The sequence below is a fragment of the Shewanella sp. Arc9-LZ genome (assembly GCF_010092445.1).
In the GTDB taxonomy this organism is placed as follows: Bacteria; Pseudomonadota; Gammaproteobacteria; order Enterobacterales; family Shewanellaceae; genus Shewanella.
Window position 1 is genome coordinate 2,622,695 of record NZ_CP048031.1, and the last position, 17,567, is coordinate 2,640,261.

The following is a 17,567-nucleotide window of genomic DNA, read 5'->3' on the forward strand; positions in this document are numbered from 1 at the left end:
AGCACAACGCTTGAAACGCTGCTTAAAATGCTGCTTAAAACCTTGATGATATAAAGGCTGCCAAACAAATAAGCCTTCCATCGGAAGGCTTATTATCTTGTTGCATTGCAAATGTAGACTTAGAACATTTCTGCAGGCATTGCCATTATCGATTTATCACCCTGATTAACTTGTGATAAATGATACTGAGATTTTGATAATAGCTTATCCATATAGAAGTCAGCCACAAACTGCTTTTGGGCAGCAAAGCTAGCATCTTCATGACTTGATGCCTTGTCAGCCATCAATAGCCAGAAGTAACCGTATAAGGCATAACCAAAGGCATCTAAGAAGTCGACAGCACAAGCGTTAACTAATGCTGGTTGAGTTTTCTTGTTGTCATTGACGTAGTTAGCTGTTGTGAGTAACTCCGCAAACACTTGGCTTACCATCGCTTTATGCTCAGTATTAGCCTGAGTTAATTGCGCAATACTTGCATTCACTTCAGCAACAAATTCAGTCAAAGTGGCGACATTATCGTAAGTAATTTTACGGCCTAAAAAGTCGATAGCTTGAATACCGTTAGTGCCTTCGTATATTTGTGCAATACGGGTATCACGAACAAATTGCTCGATACCGGTTTCACGAATATAACCATGACCACCAAACACTTGCTGACCCATAACCGTGGCATCTAAACCGCGGTCGGTTAGAAATGCTTTTGAAACAGGTGTAAGCAAACCAACGTACCTAGCCGCTTTAGCTTGCACATCGCCACTGGCATACTTTGCTAAATCCAACTGCTTACCGGTATAAACCGATAATGCTCGGCCCGCTTCCGTCATCGCACGGATAGTGAGTAACATGCGGCGTACATCGCCATGCACAATAATAGGATCGGACGTTGCGCCAGTCGCTGAACCTGCAGCAGCAACACCCTGTAGGCGATCTTTAGCATAGTCTGTGGCCATTTGATAAGCCGCTTGTGCGTTACCTAGACCTTGTAAACCAATGGCTAAACGCTCGTAGTTCATCATAGTGAACATACACACTAAACCGCGGTCGGGCTCGCCAACTAAGAAGCCTTTGGCGTTATCATAATTCATCACACAGGTAGCTGACGCTTTAAGACCCATTTTGTGTTCAATAGAACCCACAGTAACACCATTAGCTTCGCCTAAGCTACCATCGGCATTAACGCTGATTTTAGGCACGACAAACAATGATATGCCATTCGAGCCTGAAAGTTTTGCGAGTACTAAATGAATGACGTTTTCAGTTAAGTCATGATCGCCGCCGGTAATAAAAATCTTGTTACCGGTAATAGAATAACTGCCATCATCAAGCGGTTCTGCTTTGGTACGAATACCTTTTAAATCAGAACCAGCATGTGGCTCAGTCATGTCCATTGCACCAGCCCATTGGCCAGAATATAAATTAGGTAAATAAGTTTGTTTTAATTCTTCATTGGCATGTGCGTTAATACATAACGCAGCACCAGCGGTCAGTGAGTTATATAACGTAAACGAATTACACGAGCTGTAATTCATTTCATCCACTAACACGCCAAGCATTTTTGGCATGCCCATGCCACCAAAATCTGACTCACCACAAAGCCCTACCCAGCCGCCTTCTGAAAACTGCTGATACACTTCTTTAAAGCCATCAGGAGTAATAATGTCATTACCTTTATGAACCACACCTTGCTCATCACCACTGCGATTTAAAGGGTGAAGCAGATCACGGCTGATCTTATTCGCTTCATCTAGAATGGCTAATGCAGTATCCATGTCGACAACATCTGCCATAGCTGGAAGTTGTTCCCATGTAGCTTGGGCATCAAATACCTGTTCCAACAAGAATTGCATGTCCTTTAACGGGGCTTGGTATGGGTTCATAAGAGTCTCTTAAACAAATAATTAAAACAGTTGTTTTAATTTATACTAAAGCGCTACAAAAAGAAAAGCTTTTTAGCAATTATCTAACCATAATTTGACGAATGTCGGCTAGAGCGAGCCTTTATCTCGATAGTTTACGTTTCTCAGCCCAATAGGGTTCCAATGAGTTACAATTAGCCGTACGATCCATGAGTTAGCAGCTTATTTGATTGAGATCTGTGGTCTTTTTTAACTTTATTTGATGACCCAATAGGTCCAAACCCAAGTATTAAACCCGAGTATTAAACCCGAGTATTAAGCCACAGAATTAAACACGAATATTAAACTCTAGTAATAAACCATAGCGAACAGCACTTTTATGCATACACGTACTGACGAGATCCCCCCATCATCTTCCCTATCTGAGCACTATCAACAGATCACCGTCATTGGTAATGCACATGGCGATTGGCAACCAGCCGACATTGGACATACTTTTATTTTCAATGGGACTGAACATGATGCCGAAAACGTTATTAACATTTGTAATGGTCCTTATGCTGGTTCGCATCAGGCCTTCGTTGTCAGTAATAGTTTAGATGACAATCAGTTAGTTTCATTGCTAACCGAAGTGGGTGAAAAACTCGAAGGACAACTTAACTGCTGGCCATCTTCGGGATTGGTGACCATTTTATTGATGTCGTTGATGGCAAAACAGGTCAATGTACAACGTATGTCTTTATTACCGTCTTTAGCGAGACCCAATGACATGCCTGCCTCAGAACATTTACCTTGCATGGTGCATAATTGGTTAGGTGAGCGTCGTATTGCACTAGGTTTGCAACTCACCAGTAATAATATTCAGTGGCCCGAATTGTTTGTAGATGATGCCTCTATCCTATTGCTTCACGAAGCTGAACCCGTTGATATTAATCCGTTTGAGGTTCTATTGAGCGATGCGGTTCGTCGACGCCAAAATGATATATTGACCCCAGACAACGCTGATCCGCAATTTAAAATCGCCCAGCGCTTAGCCTTGCAAGTGACGACTGAACAACCTGACAATCTTGATGTGCAATATGCGTTGTTAGCCGCCTTGAGTAACTTACCGAGCGTGCAATGGTTAACCTATGCTAACCAAAGCGATCTCATCATGGCAGAGTCTTTGTTTTATAATCAGTATCCACAAACAGCCAGTTATTGGTACCTTATCGATAATCAAGCATCACAATACTTAGATACTATCCGCCATCACCTTGCTTATTGTCAGCAAGTTATCGCGTTAACGGCAAAACAGGCTAATGCAGACTCGTAAAGTATTGGTTAACACCAAACAAAAACGCCTCTATTTAGAGGCGTTTTGTTGTTAATGATTAATTGTTAATGGTTAATGGTTAATGGTAACCACTTACCACATTAAATCATCTGGAATTGCATAATCTGCATATGGGTCATCGGCTCCACTCACCTGCTCAACAGAGTCTTTAGCGGCTTTATCCCATAAGTAACCACACCATTGTGGAACAAGTAACTTCACTCGTTCTGCGAGCTTATGCGGCACGATGTAGGTTTTATCTTCATAACGGACTATGCCTAAACTGCCATTGAGTAAATCAGCTTGGATTTTATCGGTAATATAAACCGAATAAATTTTGTTTTCTAACGTGAAGTTAAACTTAAGCTCAGCATCACGGGCTACGGTAATGGCAAACTTAGAAAACTCGCTGATTAAACCACGTACTTGACCTTTTTCAGATGCTTCAGCAAAGCGCTTTTCATTCAATGCTTTATCTTTTTTAGCTTGTTGCAACTTTTGCTCAGCAATTTGTTGCTTGAGCTCTGAACTGCCGTCATCAACTTTGGCTTTTTTGTCACGACGTTTTTGTGTTTTTGCATCGCGCACTTTTTGTTTACTGGCAAGACCTGCTTTAAGCAGTTGATCTTGTAATGCATTTGCCATGTTATTTACCTTTAAATTTATCGATTTTTATAAACCGTGCTTGGCGGCTATGTCGCCTAATTCTGTCATTGCAATACTGGCTCCACCCAATGACCAACCACCATCAACAGGCAAAACAACACCGGTAATGTATGACGCCATGTCTGATGCAAGGAACAAAGCTGCATTAGCAATATCTTGGCCTTTACCATTGCGTTTTAGCGGCACACTATTAGCCACTCGTTGTTGCAGTTCCTCACTGGGTGCTAAGCGATTAAAGCCTTCGGTATCTTCTATTGGACCAGGTACGATAGAGTTAATTCGTATCCCTTCAACACCCCACTCTAACGCTAATGTACGAGTCAACATATCGACTCCGGCTTTAGCGGCGCAAACATGCACTTGTAACGGCATCGCGATATACGCTTGTGGTGCGGAAATTTGAATAATGCTGCCATTCGGGCGAGATAACAATGGATAAGCTTGTTTCAATACTTGAAAACTGCCAATTAAATCAATATCTATAACCGATTTAAAGCCATTGTTCGACAGCTTTGCCGCACTGGCCGGAAAGTTACCCGCTGCGCCACTCACTAACACATCAATATGACCGTAAAGGTCAGCAATTTTTGCAAAACCAACCGTTAATGCATCGTTGTCACGTACATCGAAACTGACACCTAAATGTTTGGCGTTCGGGTTAGCTTGGCTCAGTAATTCTACCGCAGCATTAACCTTATCAATACTGCGACTTGCGACCGCAACATTGGCGCCAGCAGTAGCAAATTGAATCGCAACTTGAAGGTTAATGCCAGATGTACCGCCAACCACAACAACATTTTTGCCTGTGTAATCAAACCCTGTTCTATCAAACCCTTTGTCATCAAACATAGTCATCCCTTATTTCTGTGTGATTTGGTTAATGTAGATAAGTTTCCTTTACCCACTAGATTGACCAAGTCCATGACTCAGTCAATTTAGCCGTTAGCGCGATAACAAATCAAACATGCAGTGATTGATAAATAGCTTTAAGTGCTGCTAATGGATCGGCTGCTTGAGTGATAGGTCGACCAATCACCAAATAATCTGACCCTGCCGCAATGGCCTGGGGTGGTGTCATGACGCGATGTTGATCACCAGCATCACTGCCTGCGGGTCTAATCCCCGGCGTGACTAAGGTAAAATCTTGTCCAAATGATGATTTAAGCAATTTAGCTTCTTGAGCGGAACACACAACCCCGTCTAACTCTGCTTGATGAGTCAATTTGGCTAAACGTAGTACATGTTCAAATGCAGGGACATTAATACCAAGTAATACTAAATCTTCATCTGACATCGATGTTAATACGGTAACGGCTATCAAAATTGGTGCATCTTCGCCAAATGGTATCAATGCTTTTTTGGCTGCCTGCATCATGGCTAAGCCGCCACTTGCATGCACATTGGTCATCCACACGCCTAAATCAGCGGCGGCGGCAACGGCTTTTGCAACCGTATTGGGAATATCATGAAATTTTAAATCAAGAAATAAATCAAAATTACGACTGTGGATGTCTTTAACCAGATCGGGTCCGAATAACGTAAACATCTCTTTGCCGATTTTTAAACGACACATATCTGGGTCAAGTTTATCAATAAAGGTTAATACGTCATTTTTATTGTCATAGTCGAGGGCGACTACAATGGATTTATCAGTCATTAGGACTCCAGCGGCAATAGCTTGTGTTAATGCATTTATTATAGGGATTCTATCTTGTGATGGCGACGTTATTCGCCATCGAGGCCTTTTATTCGCTTGATACTGCCCCACTGTTTACACGATGGACAATGCCAATACAAACCGTGAGAAGGGAAACCACAGGCAGTACAGCGATAACTAGGGCGGAATTTAATTTGTTGTTCAACAAGTTGTTCAAGCATGGACAGACTTTGTTTGGCTTGACCATCTTCAGCTTGTTTAATGTGTAATTTCATTAAATGCTGAAAGCCTTTCATGGTCGGATGACGATATAAATTATCGAGCATCATGGTTTCAGCACTTTGATGCTGGCCGAGGCTAATTTTATGTTCGGCGAGTGTAACTACCACACTGGCTCCCGCGCCATCGGCAATCGCTTTGGCGAGCAGCTCATGAAAACCATTTGGATCTTGAGTATCTCGATACACTTGCTTTGCAATTGAAACACCATCGGCAAATAAATTAATATCTGCCACTTTTAACTCTTGTAGCGCCTGCTTACATAGCTCAAATTGGCCAGCATCAAGATACATTTTAGCTAAGGTTAACCAAGCACGGCCGCATTGGGCGTCTTGTTTAATGGCTTGTTGTAGTTTTTTGATTTTATCAGCATCATTATTGGCTTCATCAGCTAACTGACAATAAAAATGGGCCGTGGTGCATTTAAGCACTTGCTGACGTTTACGAGGTAGGCGCTTAGTGATATTGATGGCGTCTTGCCATTCTTTAGTCACTTGGTAGATTAACAGCAGTTGTGTTTCAGCTTCTTCACTGTGGTCATCTTGGCTGACTAAGTTAATAAAGATTTCTTCAGCACGGTCATAAAAACCTGCAGCCATATAATCTTTACCTAACTCCATCATCGCAATGTCACGCTGCTCATTGGTTAAGCTGGGCCTAGCAATCAAATTTTGATGGATGCGAATGGAACGATCCACTTCACCACGTTTACGAAATAACGAACCTAACGATAAATGGGTGTCGATAGTTTCATCGTCAACATCGAGCATGCTGATGAATAAATCAACCGCTTTGTCAGACTCGTTCGACAGTAAAAAGTTAAGCCCAGTAAAATAATCTCGGCTTAATTTTTTAGTCTGCTGGCTATCGCTATGACGAATACTGCGTCGTCCCATGTACCATCCATAACCGGCAGCGATAGGCAATAACAAGAACAAGATTTCTAGCATACTAGGCGGCTTGATCCTTAGGCGTTACAACTACACTGGTTGCATCCGCAGCGGTGAGCTTTTTAAGCGCTTTGTTACTTTTACGCAATGCGAGTTTTAACTTTACGATGTGATAACTTGCAAATATCCAGCTGATAATAAACCCGCTGAAAAATACCACCGCAAGAACCATAGGCAATCGATACTGCCCTTCAGCAATAAAGTAACTTAAGGTTACGACTTGTTCATTTTTAGCGCCAAATAATAATGCTAGAACAAACATCAATCCAACCAGTACAACGACAATAAATGATCTCACGCTATTCTCCATGAAGGTGCATCAATATAATGATTATCCAAGAAATTTACTGGGCTGACCAGCATTGACTGCCATTAGATACAAAAAAGCCTCCAATAGGAGGCTTTTTATTCAAGCGTTAATCAAGGATTAACAGCATCGACACGTTCGCGCAGCTCTTTTCCCGGCTTAAAGTGCGGTACATACTTGCCTTCCAAGTCAACAGAGGTTCCTGTTTTTGGATTACGACCCGTACGAGGCGCACGATAGTGAAGTGAAAAACTACCAAATCCACGGATTTCTATACGATCACCGGTTTCTAATGTTGTCGCCATTTGCTCCAACATTTCTTTGATTGCACTTTCCACTTCTTTCGCCGACAGTTGCGACTGCCTAGTGGCGAGTTTTTCGATAAGTTCAGATTTTGTCATCTTAGCTATCCCATATTATCAAGCCAAACACAGTCGCCTAATGGGGACAAGGTCCCCATACAACAGACGATTTTCGATTACTTACGAGCTGCTTTAAAGGCTTCAGCCATTGCGCTGCTCATTACAACATCGTCTTGCTTGTTCAAAGTAGCAATCGCTTCTTTCTGTTCAGCTTCATCTTTCGCTTTGATAGATAAGCTGATAGAACGGTTCTTACGATCTACACCCATGAACTTAGCTTCGATTGCATCACCAACTGAGTATACAGTAGATGCGTCTTCGATGCGGTCTGCAGAGATGTCAGCTACACGAATGTAACCTTCAACTGTTTCTGCTAATTCAACTGTAACACCTTTTGCGTCAACAGCAGAAACAGTACCGTGAACTACGGTGCCTTTCTTCTTGTCAGCTAAGTATGCGTTGAATGGATCATCTTCAGTTTGCTTAACACCTAGGCTGATGCGCTCACGCTCTGGGTCTACTGAAAGAACTACAGCGTGGATCTCATCGCCTTTCTTGTATTCAGAAACTGCGTCTTCGCCAGTACCGTTCCAAGAAATGTCAGATAAGTGAACAAGACCATCGATTCCACCGTCAAGACCGATAAAGATACCGAAGTCAGTGATTGACTTGATCTTACCAGATACTTTGTCGCCTTTGTTGTAACGAGTTGCGAAGTCATCCCATGGGTTAACTTTACACTGTTTAAGGCCTAGAGAAATACGACGACGCTCTTCATCGATGTCTAGTACTAACACTTCAACTTCATCACCTAAGTTAACAACTTTAGATGGGTGAATGTTCTTGTTAGTCCAATCCATTTCAGAAACGTGTACTAAACCTTCAACACCTTCTTCGATTTCAACGAAACAACCGTAGTCAGTTAGGTTAGTTACGCGACCAGTAAGACGTGTGCTTTCTGGGTAGCGCTTGCTGATTTCTAACCATGGATCTTCGCCAAGTTGCTTAAGACCTAGTGATACGCGAGTACGTTCACGGTCATACTTAAGAACTTTAACGTTGATTTCGTCACCAACATTAACGATTTCAGATGGGTGCTTAACACGTTTCCAAGCCATATCAGTGATATGTAAAAGACCGTCAACACCACCTAAGTCTACGAATGCACCGTAGTCAGTAAGGTTTTTAACGATACCTTTAACAGCTTGACCTTCTTGTAGATTCTCAAGAAGAGTATCACGTTCAGCACTGCTTTCAGATTCGATAACTGCACGACGAGAAACAACAACGTTGTTGCGCTTCTGGTCAAGCTTGATAACTTTGAATTCTAATTCTTTGTACTCTAAGTGAGCGGTGTCGCGAACTGGGCGCACGTCAACTAGAGAACCTGGTAAGAAGGCACGGATACCGTTTAATTCAACAGTGAAACCACCTTTAACTTTACCATTGATGATACCGATTACAGTTTCAGCATCTTCGTACGCTTTTTCTAGAACGATCCAAGCTTCATGACGCTTAGCTTTTTCGCGAGACAATTGAGTCTCACCGAAACCATCTTCAACAGAGTCAAGGGCTACGTCAACTTCATCACCTACTTGGATTTCTAAAACGCCTTGTGCGTTTTTGAATTCGTCAGCATTGATTGGGCTTTCAGACTTAAGACCAGCGTCAACAAGTACCATACCGTTTTCGATGGCAACAACTGTACCACGGACGATAGAACCTGGACGGAACTCTAGGGTTTGAAGGGATTGTTCAAATAGATCAGCAAAAGATTCAGTCATGTTTTAGGTTACTTTCATTAAATAAACCACCATCCATCCTAGATGTGGAGTCTAGTAATATTATTCGTGTCATCCTTAACACGAATACCTACTGCACAATAATCGACCATTCGATTACGCAACAGTAATTTTTTGTCCAACGTATTCAAGCACTTGCTTCAATACATCTTCAATACCTATGCCGCTTGTATCAATAACAAGGGCATCATCAGCTGGGACTAGAGGCGAAGCGGCGCGATTGATATCACGGTCGTCTCGTTCAATAATTTCAGCTAAAAGGCGGTCGATTTTAACATCGAAGCCCTTGTCCTGCAACTGATTATAGCGTCTTTGCGCACGTTCTTCAGCAGACGCAGTTAAAAATATTTTTACTGGTGCTTTAGAAAAAACCACTGTGCCCATGTCGCGTCCGTCGGCAACAAGTCCTGGAGCGGCACAAAATGCACGTTGACGGCGTAATAATGCCTCACGTACGCGTGGTAATGCAGCCACTTTTGAGGCAGCATTTGAGCATTCTTGTGTTCGAATGGTGGTGGTAACATCTTCACCTTCGAGAATCACTTTAATAGCATCTGCCTCGGTGCCCGTTAAAAATTGGACATCAAGGTGTGCAGCCAATAAGGTCAGTGCTTCTTCGTTTTCTAGCTCAACATCATGATGAATAGCGGCTAAGGCTAAAACACGATAAATCGCACCACTGTCTAACAAATGCCACCCTAAATGTTGTGCCAACAATTGGCATATCGTCCCTTTCCCTGCACCGCTTGGGCCATCGACTGTGATCACTGGAGATCGTTCAGACATAATTTCCTCCGAAAATAATCTATCTTCCTTGAAAAGATAAAGGGTTCATCAAAATAAGCGCGCGCATTGTATAACAAAAAAATGTTAATTACTGATGAATTTTCGGTTATTAAAACCAAGATCGCCCTTTAGCACATACCTGATGCGCTAAAGGGTCCGTTTTAATTCCGCGCTGTAATATTATTTTGCTAGCTGTACAAATTGAGCAAAGTAATCTGGAAATGTCTTAGATGTGCAGTCTGGATCGTTAATGGTGATACCACAATCAGCAAAAGCCATCATTGAAAAACACATTGCCATACGATGATCATTATAGGTATCAATTGCTGCAGTATTTAATTCTGCAGGTGGTGTAATGGTAATATAGTCATGGCCTTCTTCAACTGTCGCGCCAACCTTACGTAATTCAGTGGCCATGGCCGCTAAGCGATCAGTTTCTTTAATACGCCAGTTATATATATTGGTCAGTTTTGTGGTGCCCTTGGCAAATAAAGCCGCTGTTGCAATGGTCATTGCAGCATCAGGGATATGATTCATGTCCATTTCTATCGCGCGAAGGCTCGATTTTCTGGCAATAATGAAATCATCGCCCCACTCGATATCTGCTCCCATTTGGGCTAACGCATCGGCAAACTTAACATCGCCTTGAATACTTAAGCGTCCAACACCAGTGACTTTAACTTCACCGCCTTGGATAGCGCCTGCAGCGAGGAAGTAAGATGCCGATGAAGCGTCGCCTTCTACCAGTACTTTACCGGGTGAGACATATTGTTGACCGGCCTTAATTTCGAAACGTTGATATTGATGATTTATCACTTCAACACCAAACTGCTTCATTAGCGCAATGGTGATATCAATATAAGGCTTAGAGACAAGCTCGCCTTTAATATTAATGTTGACGCTGTCTTTGGTCAGTGGCGCAACCATGAGTAATGCGGTTAAAAACTGGCTTGATAAATCACCGGCAATGTCAACATTACCGCCATTTAAGCCGGTTGCCTTAATGGTTAATGGTGGAAAACCGTCATTTTTAAGATACGTGACATCGGCACCTAATTGACGCAGCGCATCGACCAAATCACCAATTGGGCGCTCCTCCATGCGAGGCTCACCGGTTAAGGTAAATTCGCCATGGCCTAATGTGAGTGCGGCGCATAATGGTCGCATTGCAGTGCCTGCATTGCCAAGAAATAAACTCTGTGCGTCCACAGATGAAACAGCGCCACCTAAACCGGTTAATTCACAAACAGTATTATTGTCAGACAGCTGGTAATGCACACCTAACTGCTTTAATGATGCCAACATATAGCGAATGTCATCAGAGTCGAGCAAGTTCGTCAGAGTGGTTTTACCCTGCGCTAAAGTTGCGAGTAACAGTGCACGGTTTGAAATGCTCTTAGAGCCTGGAATGTTAATTTCGCCATTCATGCGAGTAATTTGGTCTAGACGCAGTTGTTTCATTAATACTCTTCTTTAGTGTTGCACTCATTAAACGTCTATCGACCGAGATATGAGTAAAAGGCTTCGCTGGAGAAATAAGTGTGACATTGTTAACGTGATGCGGATCGGTGCACATCTTAAAATACATGTCACTGGCAATTTTTCGGTACAGTTTGCTAATAATTTACTAAATAATTCTTCGTAGCCCTACGTTACTGATTGTCAGCAAGGATTCAACCGTTATTTTGTGTTTTAGGTGACTTTTATACTCAAGTTGAATTTATTTTATCTTTATCGCTTTTTTTATTAGCAAATCGGACCACAACATTGGCTATTTCACCTGTCAGGCTTAGTTGCCAGAAATCGTAACAACCCTCTTGCTAATATCCCATCACAGCTGATTTAGCAGTTCTTTATTGATGTAAATCACGTTATGCTTAAGACCATAATGCATATACTGTTAGCTTATTTCGCCCTAATGCCTGTAATTTTAAATAAGAAGGTCAATTCATGTTCAATTCATTAACCGCGATGCCTGCCGATCCGATTTTAGGCCTATTGACTCAATACCGCGAAGACAGCCACCCAAATAAAGTCGATTTAGGTGTGGGCGTATATAAAGATCCTGTTGGTCATACACCTATTCTAGATTGTGTAAAAGCCGCCGAAAAAATTCGTTTAGATACCGAAACAACCAAAGTGTACATCGGCCCGACTGGCTCTGCGTCATTTAACCAACTTATGGGTGAATTAGCTTTTGGTGCTAGCCACAGTGCATTGCTGGCTAACCGAGTTCGAACAGTGTCAACCCCTGGCGGAACCGGTGCTCTGCGCGTTGCGGCTGACTTTATTAAGCGTTGTAATCCTAATGCGGTGTTATGGGTTAGCGACCCAACGTGGGCAAACCACACGGGGTTATTTGAAGCAGCTGGTGTTACGGTGAAAACCTATCCGTATTATGACTACGACAGCAAAACCCTTAAATTTGATCAAATGCTGGCAACCTTAAATACCATTGGTAAGGATGACGTAGTGCTTTTACATGCTTGTTGTCATAATCCAAGTGGCATGGATTTAACGACTGAGCAATGGGATGAAGTGGTTAAGGTTACGGTTAAGCAAGGCTTTACGCCATTAATTGATATGGCTTATCAAGGTTTTGGTGACGGCGTAGATGAAGATGCTTATGGCGTACGTCAAATGGCTGCAGCAGTTGAAAGCATGATTTTATGCAGCTCTTGCTCGAAAAACTTCGGTTTATATCGCGAACGTATTGGCGCTTGCTCAATTGTGGCGAAAGATAGTGCAACTGTAGATGTTGCCCAATCGGTATTGTTATACGTAGTGCGCTGTATTTATTCTATGCCGCCAGCACATGGTGCTGCGATTGTTGAAACCATTTTAGGCACCCCAGCCCTCAAGCAACAATGGTTAGACGAGCTAAAAGTCATGCGCGACCGTATTAACGGTAACCGGGCAATGTTGGTCAATCAATTAACGGCCAATGGTGTTGACCGTGACTTTAGTTTTATCGCCCGCCAAAAAGGGATGTTCTCATTTTTAGGTGTTAAGCCAGAACAAGTGGCAACCCTTAAACAGCAATACAGTGTGTACATGGTCGGCTCAAGCCGCATCAGTATTGCTGGTATTAGTGAAACTAATGTTGATTATTTAGCGAAATCAATCGCGGCAGTGCTATAACCGATACTATTTAGATAATGGTTAGCAAGTAACATTACTGTATAAACAAGGTCGCTAAATGCGGCCTTGTTTATGCTCAGTCTAAAAAATTGTCTGCTTACCCCCTCAAAATGACATAAAAATCAGTTATCAAAAATAGCCATTTTGTTATTCCATCATAATTCTCCAAGACCGCAATCCGAGTTAGGTTAACTTACCTGCCCTTGTAAATAGCAGGCTCAAGTGATGCCAAATATCAGCAATGCAATTTATCGAATTGAGTCAATATGCCTAATACATAATACCGTTAATTCTTGGGTCTCGATTTAAGTAATCGCACTGTTAAATCTATAGGTGATGGTTGTATATGAATTGAAGCTGCTTGTCGTTTTTAATTTACGCTCATCGGGATACAGCTCCCATTGCATGAACATGATTAACATAATGACTCTGTAACTGTTTAATTTTTCTTAAAAAGAGATAGCCTGACGCTGAATTTAATATATCAACAAAGCGAGTCAGCCATGCAAAATGAAACCATAAGTGTACAAGAGATCCCCGTATCCTCCGTTGTTTCAGCCACTGGCTGGTCACGCCAGGATACCACCTGGATGTTGAGCTTGTTTGGCACAGCGGTTGGCGCCGGAATTTTATTTTTACCGATCAATGCGGGAATGGGAGGGTTTTGGCCATTAGTGTTAATGGCACTCATGATAGGCCCAATGACCTATCTCGCTCACCGTGGATTATCTCGTTTCCTATGTTCATCAGCGATTCCTGGCAGTGACATCACTCAGGTCGTTGAAGAACATTTTGGGACTGGAGCAGGTAAAGCGATTACTTGGCTGTATTTTCTCGCCATATATCCTATTGTATTAATCTATGGCGTTGGGATAACTAATACCGTCGACAGTTTCATTATTAATCAATTAGGCATGTTTACCGAAGTGCCAAGAATGTTACTCGACGGTACGCCTGCACTGACGGAAGCTGGCGGGCAAATAATCGATAAAGTCAGTGGTATTCCACGTTGGCTGCTTTCGGGAATGCTCATCTTAGGCATGATGTCGGTGATGGTTGCGGGTGAAAAATTTATGCTCTCCGTGACGCGATTATTAGTCTATCCGTTAGTCGCAATCCTTGCTTTTATGTCCTTGTACCTCATACCAGACTGGAAGTTTGATGCATTAATGGTTGTGCCTTCGACAACTAATTTTCTTGGGACTGTCTGGTTAACCATTCCAGTGTTGGTATTTGCCTTTAACCATTCACCCGCTATCTCACAGTTCTCGGTTTCACTCAAAAAAGAACATGGCGCGAATGCCTCCCATAAAGCCGATGTCATCCTCCGCAATACAGCCATTATGTTAGTCGGATTTGTGATGTTGTTTGTGTTCTCTTGTGTACTGTCGTTAACACCGGCGCAGTTATTAGAAGCTAAAGCCGATAACTTGCCGATATTGTCTTATCTTGCCAACGTGCATGAAAGTGGCTTTATCAGTTATTTTGCCCCTGTCATTGCTTTCATCGCCATTATTTCATCTTTCTTCGGTCACTATATGGGTGCCACAGAAGGGTTAAAAGGCATTATTGTTAAGCAATTACCGGATAGCAGCGAGCCAGAAAATAGCAAAAAACTGGATAAATTTATTTTAGGGTTTATGTTTATCACCACCTGGGGCGTGGCGATTATGAATCCAAGTATTCTGGGTATGATTGAAGCGCTTGGTGGCCCAGTGATTGCGGCTATTTTGTATCTCATGCCAATGTATGCGATATACAAAGTACCGGCACTGAAAGCCTACCGCGGTCGAGTAAGCAACATATTCGTCGTCATTACCGGTTTATTATCTATGACTGCCATTCTATTCGGCTTGCTGAGTTAAATAAGATAATTTGGGCGGGCTCACACCCGCTCGAATTATTGATTGAGGCAAAGTTTTGTATAAAAACTCAGACAAAATGTAGTGTTATGCTTCAACTTCTATTGTTATACATTTATCAAAAAACAAAAACTAGAAGTAGCTCAAAACCTTACTAGCATTATCTTGCTACTATAAAACCCATATCACCTCCTTCCTTTGAGTAAATACGGTTAATGTCTTTTTACCAATCTCCCAAAAAAATGTCTGCATTTGATGCTAAGTTTGAAGCACAAAAAATAGCTTTCGCACCCGTAAGCTTTCAAGTCGCCCGTTGCTTAAGTCAATTTGGCTTACTGGCAAAAGTTGATGACGCCGGAGACGAAGGTATTAGCTTAATTCAACTGATTCAACATTTTGAACTGTCTGAGTATGCCATTCATGTATTGCTCGATATGGGATTAAGCATGGGCATTTTTTGGTGTAAGGATGATCATTATCGACTCGATAAAACGGGTTATTTCTTACTCCATGATGATATGGCCGCCAAGAACCTAAACTTCGTCCATGATGTTTGCTATCAAGGCTTGTTTGATCTTGATGATTCACTTAAGCAAGGCAAAGCAATAGGACTTAAACACTTTGGCGATTGGGATACTATTTACCCAGGGTTAAGCCAGCTACCTGAACAAACTAAAAAAAGCTGGTTTGAATTTGATCATTACTATTCAGATCATGCCTTTGACAGCTTATTACCTTTGATTTTCAAGTCAGATCCAGCTCATATTATTGATGTAGGCGGTAATACCGGTAAATGGGCATTTGCCTGCACCCGCTATAATAAAAACGTCAACGTCACCATAATGGATTTACCCGGTCAACTTGCTGTGGCAATGAAAAATGCCCAAGCATGTTTGGTTGCCGACCGCGTTCATCCATTTGAAACCGATTTGCTTGATAGCAACAAACCGTTTTACCAAGGAGGTGATTTGTATTGGATGAGTCAATTTTTAGATTGTTTTTCTAAACAACAAATCATCACTATTCTTCGGCGCACAGTGGCTGCGATGAAACCTGGCAGTGAACTGTGTATTTTAGAGACCTATTGGGACAGACAGCCACACGAAGCGGGCGCCTATTGCGTTAACGCAACCTCGTTGTATTTTACCGCGATAGCCAATGGAAATAGCCGGATGTATCACAGTAAAGACATGCTTAAAATGATCAATGAGGCTGGGCTGTATGTTGATGAAGATATCGACAACATTGGCCTAGGTCATACTTTACTGCGCTGTAAATTAAAGCCGATGAATTAACAGAACTCACAGGCCAGAAAGACCAGTGGCAAGAAGTTAGAACAGTAATATAGCGATAACATACACATTTATTGATGGCATAAAAAAAGCGAATGCTGTTAGGCATTCGCTTTTTGTCTTTACTAAGCCGATCTTACGGTAAATAAATAAGCGGTTCGAATTAACTGTGCTTTACGGCGAAGTTATTCATAAAGTCCACTAAGGCTTGCACACCCGCTAGCGGCATGGCGTTATAAATACTTGCACGCATACCACCGACAATACGATGACCTTTTAACGCCACTAACCCAGCCTGCTCCGCTTGGGCTAAAAACTCACTGTCTAAGGCATCATTCACTAGTTGAAAGGTGACGTTCATGCGTGAGCGGTTTTGTGGTGCTACACCGTTTTTATAAAACGGGTTGCTATCGATACAAGCATACAGTAACGCAGCTTTTTGTTGGTTCACTTCAGCCATCGCACTTATGCCGCCATTTGCGGCTAACCACGCAAACACTTCCGAGGCTAAATACCAAGCAAACGTTGGCGGCGTATTAAACATAGAACCATACTCAACGGCAACGCGATAATCCATTACTGATGATTGCGGCAGACTAGGCAGTTTAAGCATATCGTCACGCACAATGACAATCGACAAGCCTGATGGACCAATGTTCTTTTGCGCGCCGGCATAAATAAGACCGTACTTGCTGACATCAATTTCATGCGACATGATGGTCGATGATAAATCAGCAACAATTGGCCATGGACTGTCTAACTCTTCAAAAATCTCGATACCATCTACGGTTTCATTTGAGCAATAGTGCACATAACGATAATCTTTATCGATTGCCGTTAAGTGCGGCAGTTTAACCTGATGAAGCCCATTGATTTGCTCAACAATATTGATACTGTCAATATTGTGCTCGCTTACCAATTTCTTCGCTTCAGTGACCGCTGCCGATGACCACTGACCACTGACCAAATACAGTGCCTGACCATTATCGCCAAGAAAGTTATTCACTACGTTAGAAAATTGAGCCCGGCCACCACCGTGCATAAATAACACGTGGTAATTTGCAGGAATGTTCATCAACTTGCGTAATGTCACCTCTGCTTGATCGGTCAGCGCAATAAACTCTTTACTGCGATGACTGATTTCCATCACGGAGACGCCTAGGCCATTCCAATCAATTAATTCCTGTTGTGCTTTTTGCATTACAGCTTGAGGTAACATGGCAGGTCCAGCACAGAAATTATAAATCGCGCTCACAGACAACTCCTTTGACAAATAATCAATATAGACAATA

15 protein-coding genes are annotated in these 17,567 nt (G+C 42.3%); 4 read left to right on the forward strand and 11 right to left on the reverse strand.

Features of this window, described 5'->3' with window-relative positions; all coding sequences use genetic code 11:
• Positions 1-119: 119 nt before the first annotated feature.
• The gene (locus GUY17_RS11255) at positions 120-1,877 is read right to left on the reverse strand and encodes an acyl-CoA dehydrogenase C-terminal domain-containing protein (RefSeq protein ID WP_162023215.1); all 1,758 of its coding nucleotides are present in this window, start codon (positions 1,875-1,877) and stop codon (positions 120-122) included.
• Between the two features lie 358 nt (positions 1,878-2,235).
• On the opposite strand from GUY17_RS11255, the gene GUY17_RS11260 reads away from it, so the two are divergent.
• Complete coding sequence (locus GUY17_RS11260; protein ID WP_162023216.1) at positions 2,236-3,171, forward strand: hypothetical protein; 936 nt, start codon at positions 2,236-2,238, stop codon at positions 3,169-3,171.
• A gap of 93 nt (positions 3,172-3,264) precedes the next feature.
• Here GUY17_RS11260 and GUY17_RS11265 read toward each other — a convergent pair whose 3' ends face one another.
• From GUY17_RS11265 to aroA, 9 genes are all read right to left on the reverse strand, one after another.
• Entirely contained in the window at positions 3,265-3,816 is a 552-nt protein-coding gene (locus GUY17_RS11265; protein WP_101087092.1) for a DUF2058 domain-containing protein, read from the reverse strand.
• Between the two features lie 27 nt (positions 3,817-3,843).
• Entirely contained in the window at positions 3,844-4,686 is an 843-nt protein-coding gene (locus tag GUY17_RS11270; RefSeq protein ID WP_101087091.1) for an SDR family oxidoreductase, read from the reverse strand.
• Positions 4,687-4,795: 109 nt separating this feature from the next.
• Positions 4,796-5,494: an orotidine-5'-phosphate decarboxylase gene (pyrF, locus tag GUY17_RS11275; RefSeq protein WP_162023217.1), complete on the reverse strand. Its 699-nt coding sequence runs from the start codon at positions 5,492-5,494 to the stop codon at positions 4,796-4,798.
• A gap of 68 nt (positions 5,495-5,562) precedes the next feature.
• Entirely contained in the window at positions 5,563-6,723 is a 1,161-nt protein-coding gene (gene lapB / locus GUY17_RS11280; RefSeq protein WP_162023218.1) for a lipopolysaccharide assembly protein LapB, read from the reverse strand.
• 1 nt (position 6,724) lies between these two features.
• Positions 6,725-7,021, reverse strand: a complete 297-nt coding sequence (locus GUY17_RS11285) for a LapA family protein (RefSeq protein WP_162023219.1) — start codon at positions 7,019-7,021, stop codon at positions 6,725-6,727.
• Between the two features lie 122 nt (positions 7,022-7,143).
• A complete protein-coding gene (gene ihfB, locus GUY17_RS11290; protein WP_011637578.1) occupies positions 7,144-7,431 on the reverse strand; it encodes an integration host factor subunit beta in 288 nt (95 codons plus the stop codon).
• A 77-nt stretch (positions 7,432-7,508) separates the two neighbouring features.
• Positions 7,509-9,176 carry a 30S ribosomal protein S1 gene (rpsA, locus tag GUY17_RS11295; RefSeq protein WP_059743635.1) on the reverse strand — a complete coding sequence of 556 codons (1,668 nt, stop codon included), beginning with the start codon at positions 9,174-9,176 and terminating at the stop codon, positions 7,509-7,511.
• A gap of 114 nt (positions 9,177-9,290) precedes the next feature.
• Positions 9,291-9,980 carry a (d)CMP kinase gene (cmk, locus tag GUY17_RS11300; protein WP_101087087.1) on the reverse strand — a complete coding sequence of 230 codons (690 nt, stop codon included), beginning with the start codon at positions 9,978-9,980 and terminating at the stop codon, positions 9,291-9,293.
• Positions 9,981-10,160: 180 nt separating this feature from the next.
• Positions 10,161-11,441: a 3-phosphoshikimate 1-carboxyvinyltransferase gene (aroA, locus tag GUY17_RS11305; RefSeq protein WP_101087086.1), complete on the reverse strand. Its 1,281-nt coding sequence runs from the start codon at positions 11,439-11,441 to the stop codon at positions 10,161-10,163.
• A gap of 489 nt (positions 11,442-11,930) precedes the next feature.
• Here aroA and GUY17_RS11310 point away from each other — a divergent pair, with 489 nt between their 5' ends.
• From GUY17_RS11310 to GUY17_RS11320, 3 genes are all read left to right on the forward strand, one after another.
• Positions 11,931-13,121, forward strand: coding sequence for an amino acid aminotransferase (locus tag GUY17_RS11310; RefSeq protein ID WP_101087085.1), 1,191 nt, complete (start codon positions 11,931-11,933; stop codon positions 13,119-13,121).
• Between the two features lie 503 nt (positions 13,122-13,624).
• Positions 13,625-14,986, forward strand: a complete 1,362-nt coding sequence (locus GUY17_RS11315; protein WP_162023220.1) for an aromatic amino acid transport family protein — start codon at positions 13,625-13,627, stop codon at positions 14,984-14,986.
• A gap of 212 nt (positions 14,987-15,198) precedes the next feature.
• A complete protein-coding gene (locus GUY17_RS11320; RefSeq protein WP_162023221.1) occupies positions 15,199-16,278 on the forward strand; it encodes a methyltransferase in 1,080 nt (359 codons plus the stop codon).
• Between the two features lie 160 nt (positions 16,279-16,438).
• Here GUY17_RS11320 and serC read toward each other — a convergent pair whose 3' ends face one another.
• Positions 16,439-17,530 carry a 3-phosphoserine/phosphohydroxythreonine transaminase gene (serC, locus tag GUY17_RS11325; protein ID WP_162023222.1) on the reverse strand — a complete coding sequence of 364 codons (1,092 nt, stop codon included), beginning with the start codon at positions 17,528-17,530 and terminating at the stop codon, positions 16,439-16,441.
• Between the last annotated feature and the right edge of the window lie 37 nt (positions 17,531-17,567).

What these genes read in the sequence shown, in the direction of transcription:
- GUY17_RS11255 (WP_162023215.1), bottom strand. Translation starts at nt 1,877, where the DNA reads ATGAACCCATACCAAGCCCCGTTAAAGGACATGCAATTCTTGTTGGAA.
- GUY17_RS11260 (WP_162023216.1), top strand. Translation starts at nt 2,236, where the DNA reads ATGCATACACGTACTGACGAGATCCCCCCATCATCTTCCCTATCTGAG.
- GUY17_RS11265 (WP_101087092.1), bottom strand. Translation starts at nt 3,816, where the DNA reads ATGGCAAATGCATTACAAGATCAACTGCTTAAAGCAGGTCTTGCCAGT.
- GUY17_RS11270 (WP_101087091.1), bottom strand. Translation starts at nt 4,686, where the DNA reads ATGTTTGATGACAAAGGGTTTGATAGAACAGGGTTTGATTACACAGGC.
- pyrF (WP_162023217.1), bottom strand. Translation starts at nt 5,494, where the DNA reads ATGACTGATAAATCCATTGTAGTCGCCCTCGACTATGACAATAAAAAT.
- lapB (WP_162023218.1), bottom strand. Translation starts at nt 6,723, where the DNA reads ATGCTAGAAATCTTGTTCTTGTTATTGCCTATCGCTGCCGGTTATGGA.
- ihfB (WP_011637578.1), bottom strand. Translation starts at nt 7,431, where the DNA reads ATGACAAAATCTGAACTTATCGAAAAACTCGCCACTAGGCAGTCGCAA.
- rpsA (WP_059743635.1), bottom strand. Translation starts at nt 9,176, where the DNA reads ATGACTGAATCTTTTGCTGATCTATTTGAACAATCCCTTCAAACCCTA.
- cmk (WP_101087087.1), bottom strand. Translation starts at nt 9,980, where the DNA reads ATGTCTGAACGATCTCCAGTGATCACAGTCGATGGCCCAAGCGGTGCA.
- aroA (WP_101087086.1), bottom strand. Translation starts at nt 11,441, where the DNA reads ATGAAACAACTGCGTCTAGACCAAATTACTCGCATGAATGGCGAAATT.
- GUY17_RS11310 (WP_101087085.1), top strand. Translation starts at nt 11,931, where the DNA reads ATGTTCAATTCATTAACCGCGATGCCTGCCGATCCGATTTTAGGCCTA.
- GUY17_RS11315 (WP_162023220.1), top strand. Translation starts at nt 13,625, where the DNA reads ATGCAAAATGAAACCATAAGTGTACAAGAGATCCCCGTATCCTCCGTT.
- GUY17_RS11320 (WP_162023221.1), top strand. Translation starts at nt 15,199, where the DNA reads ATGTCTTTTTACCAATCTCCCAAAAAAATGTCTGCATTTGATGCTAAG.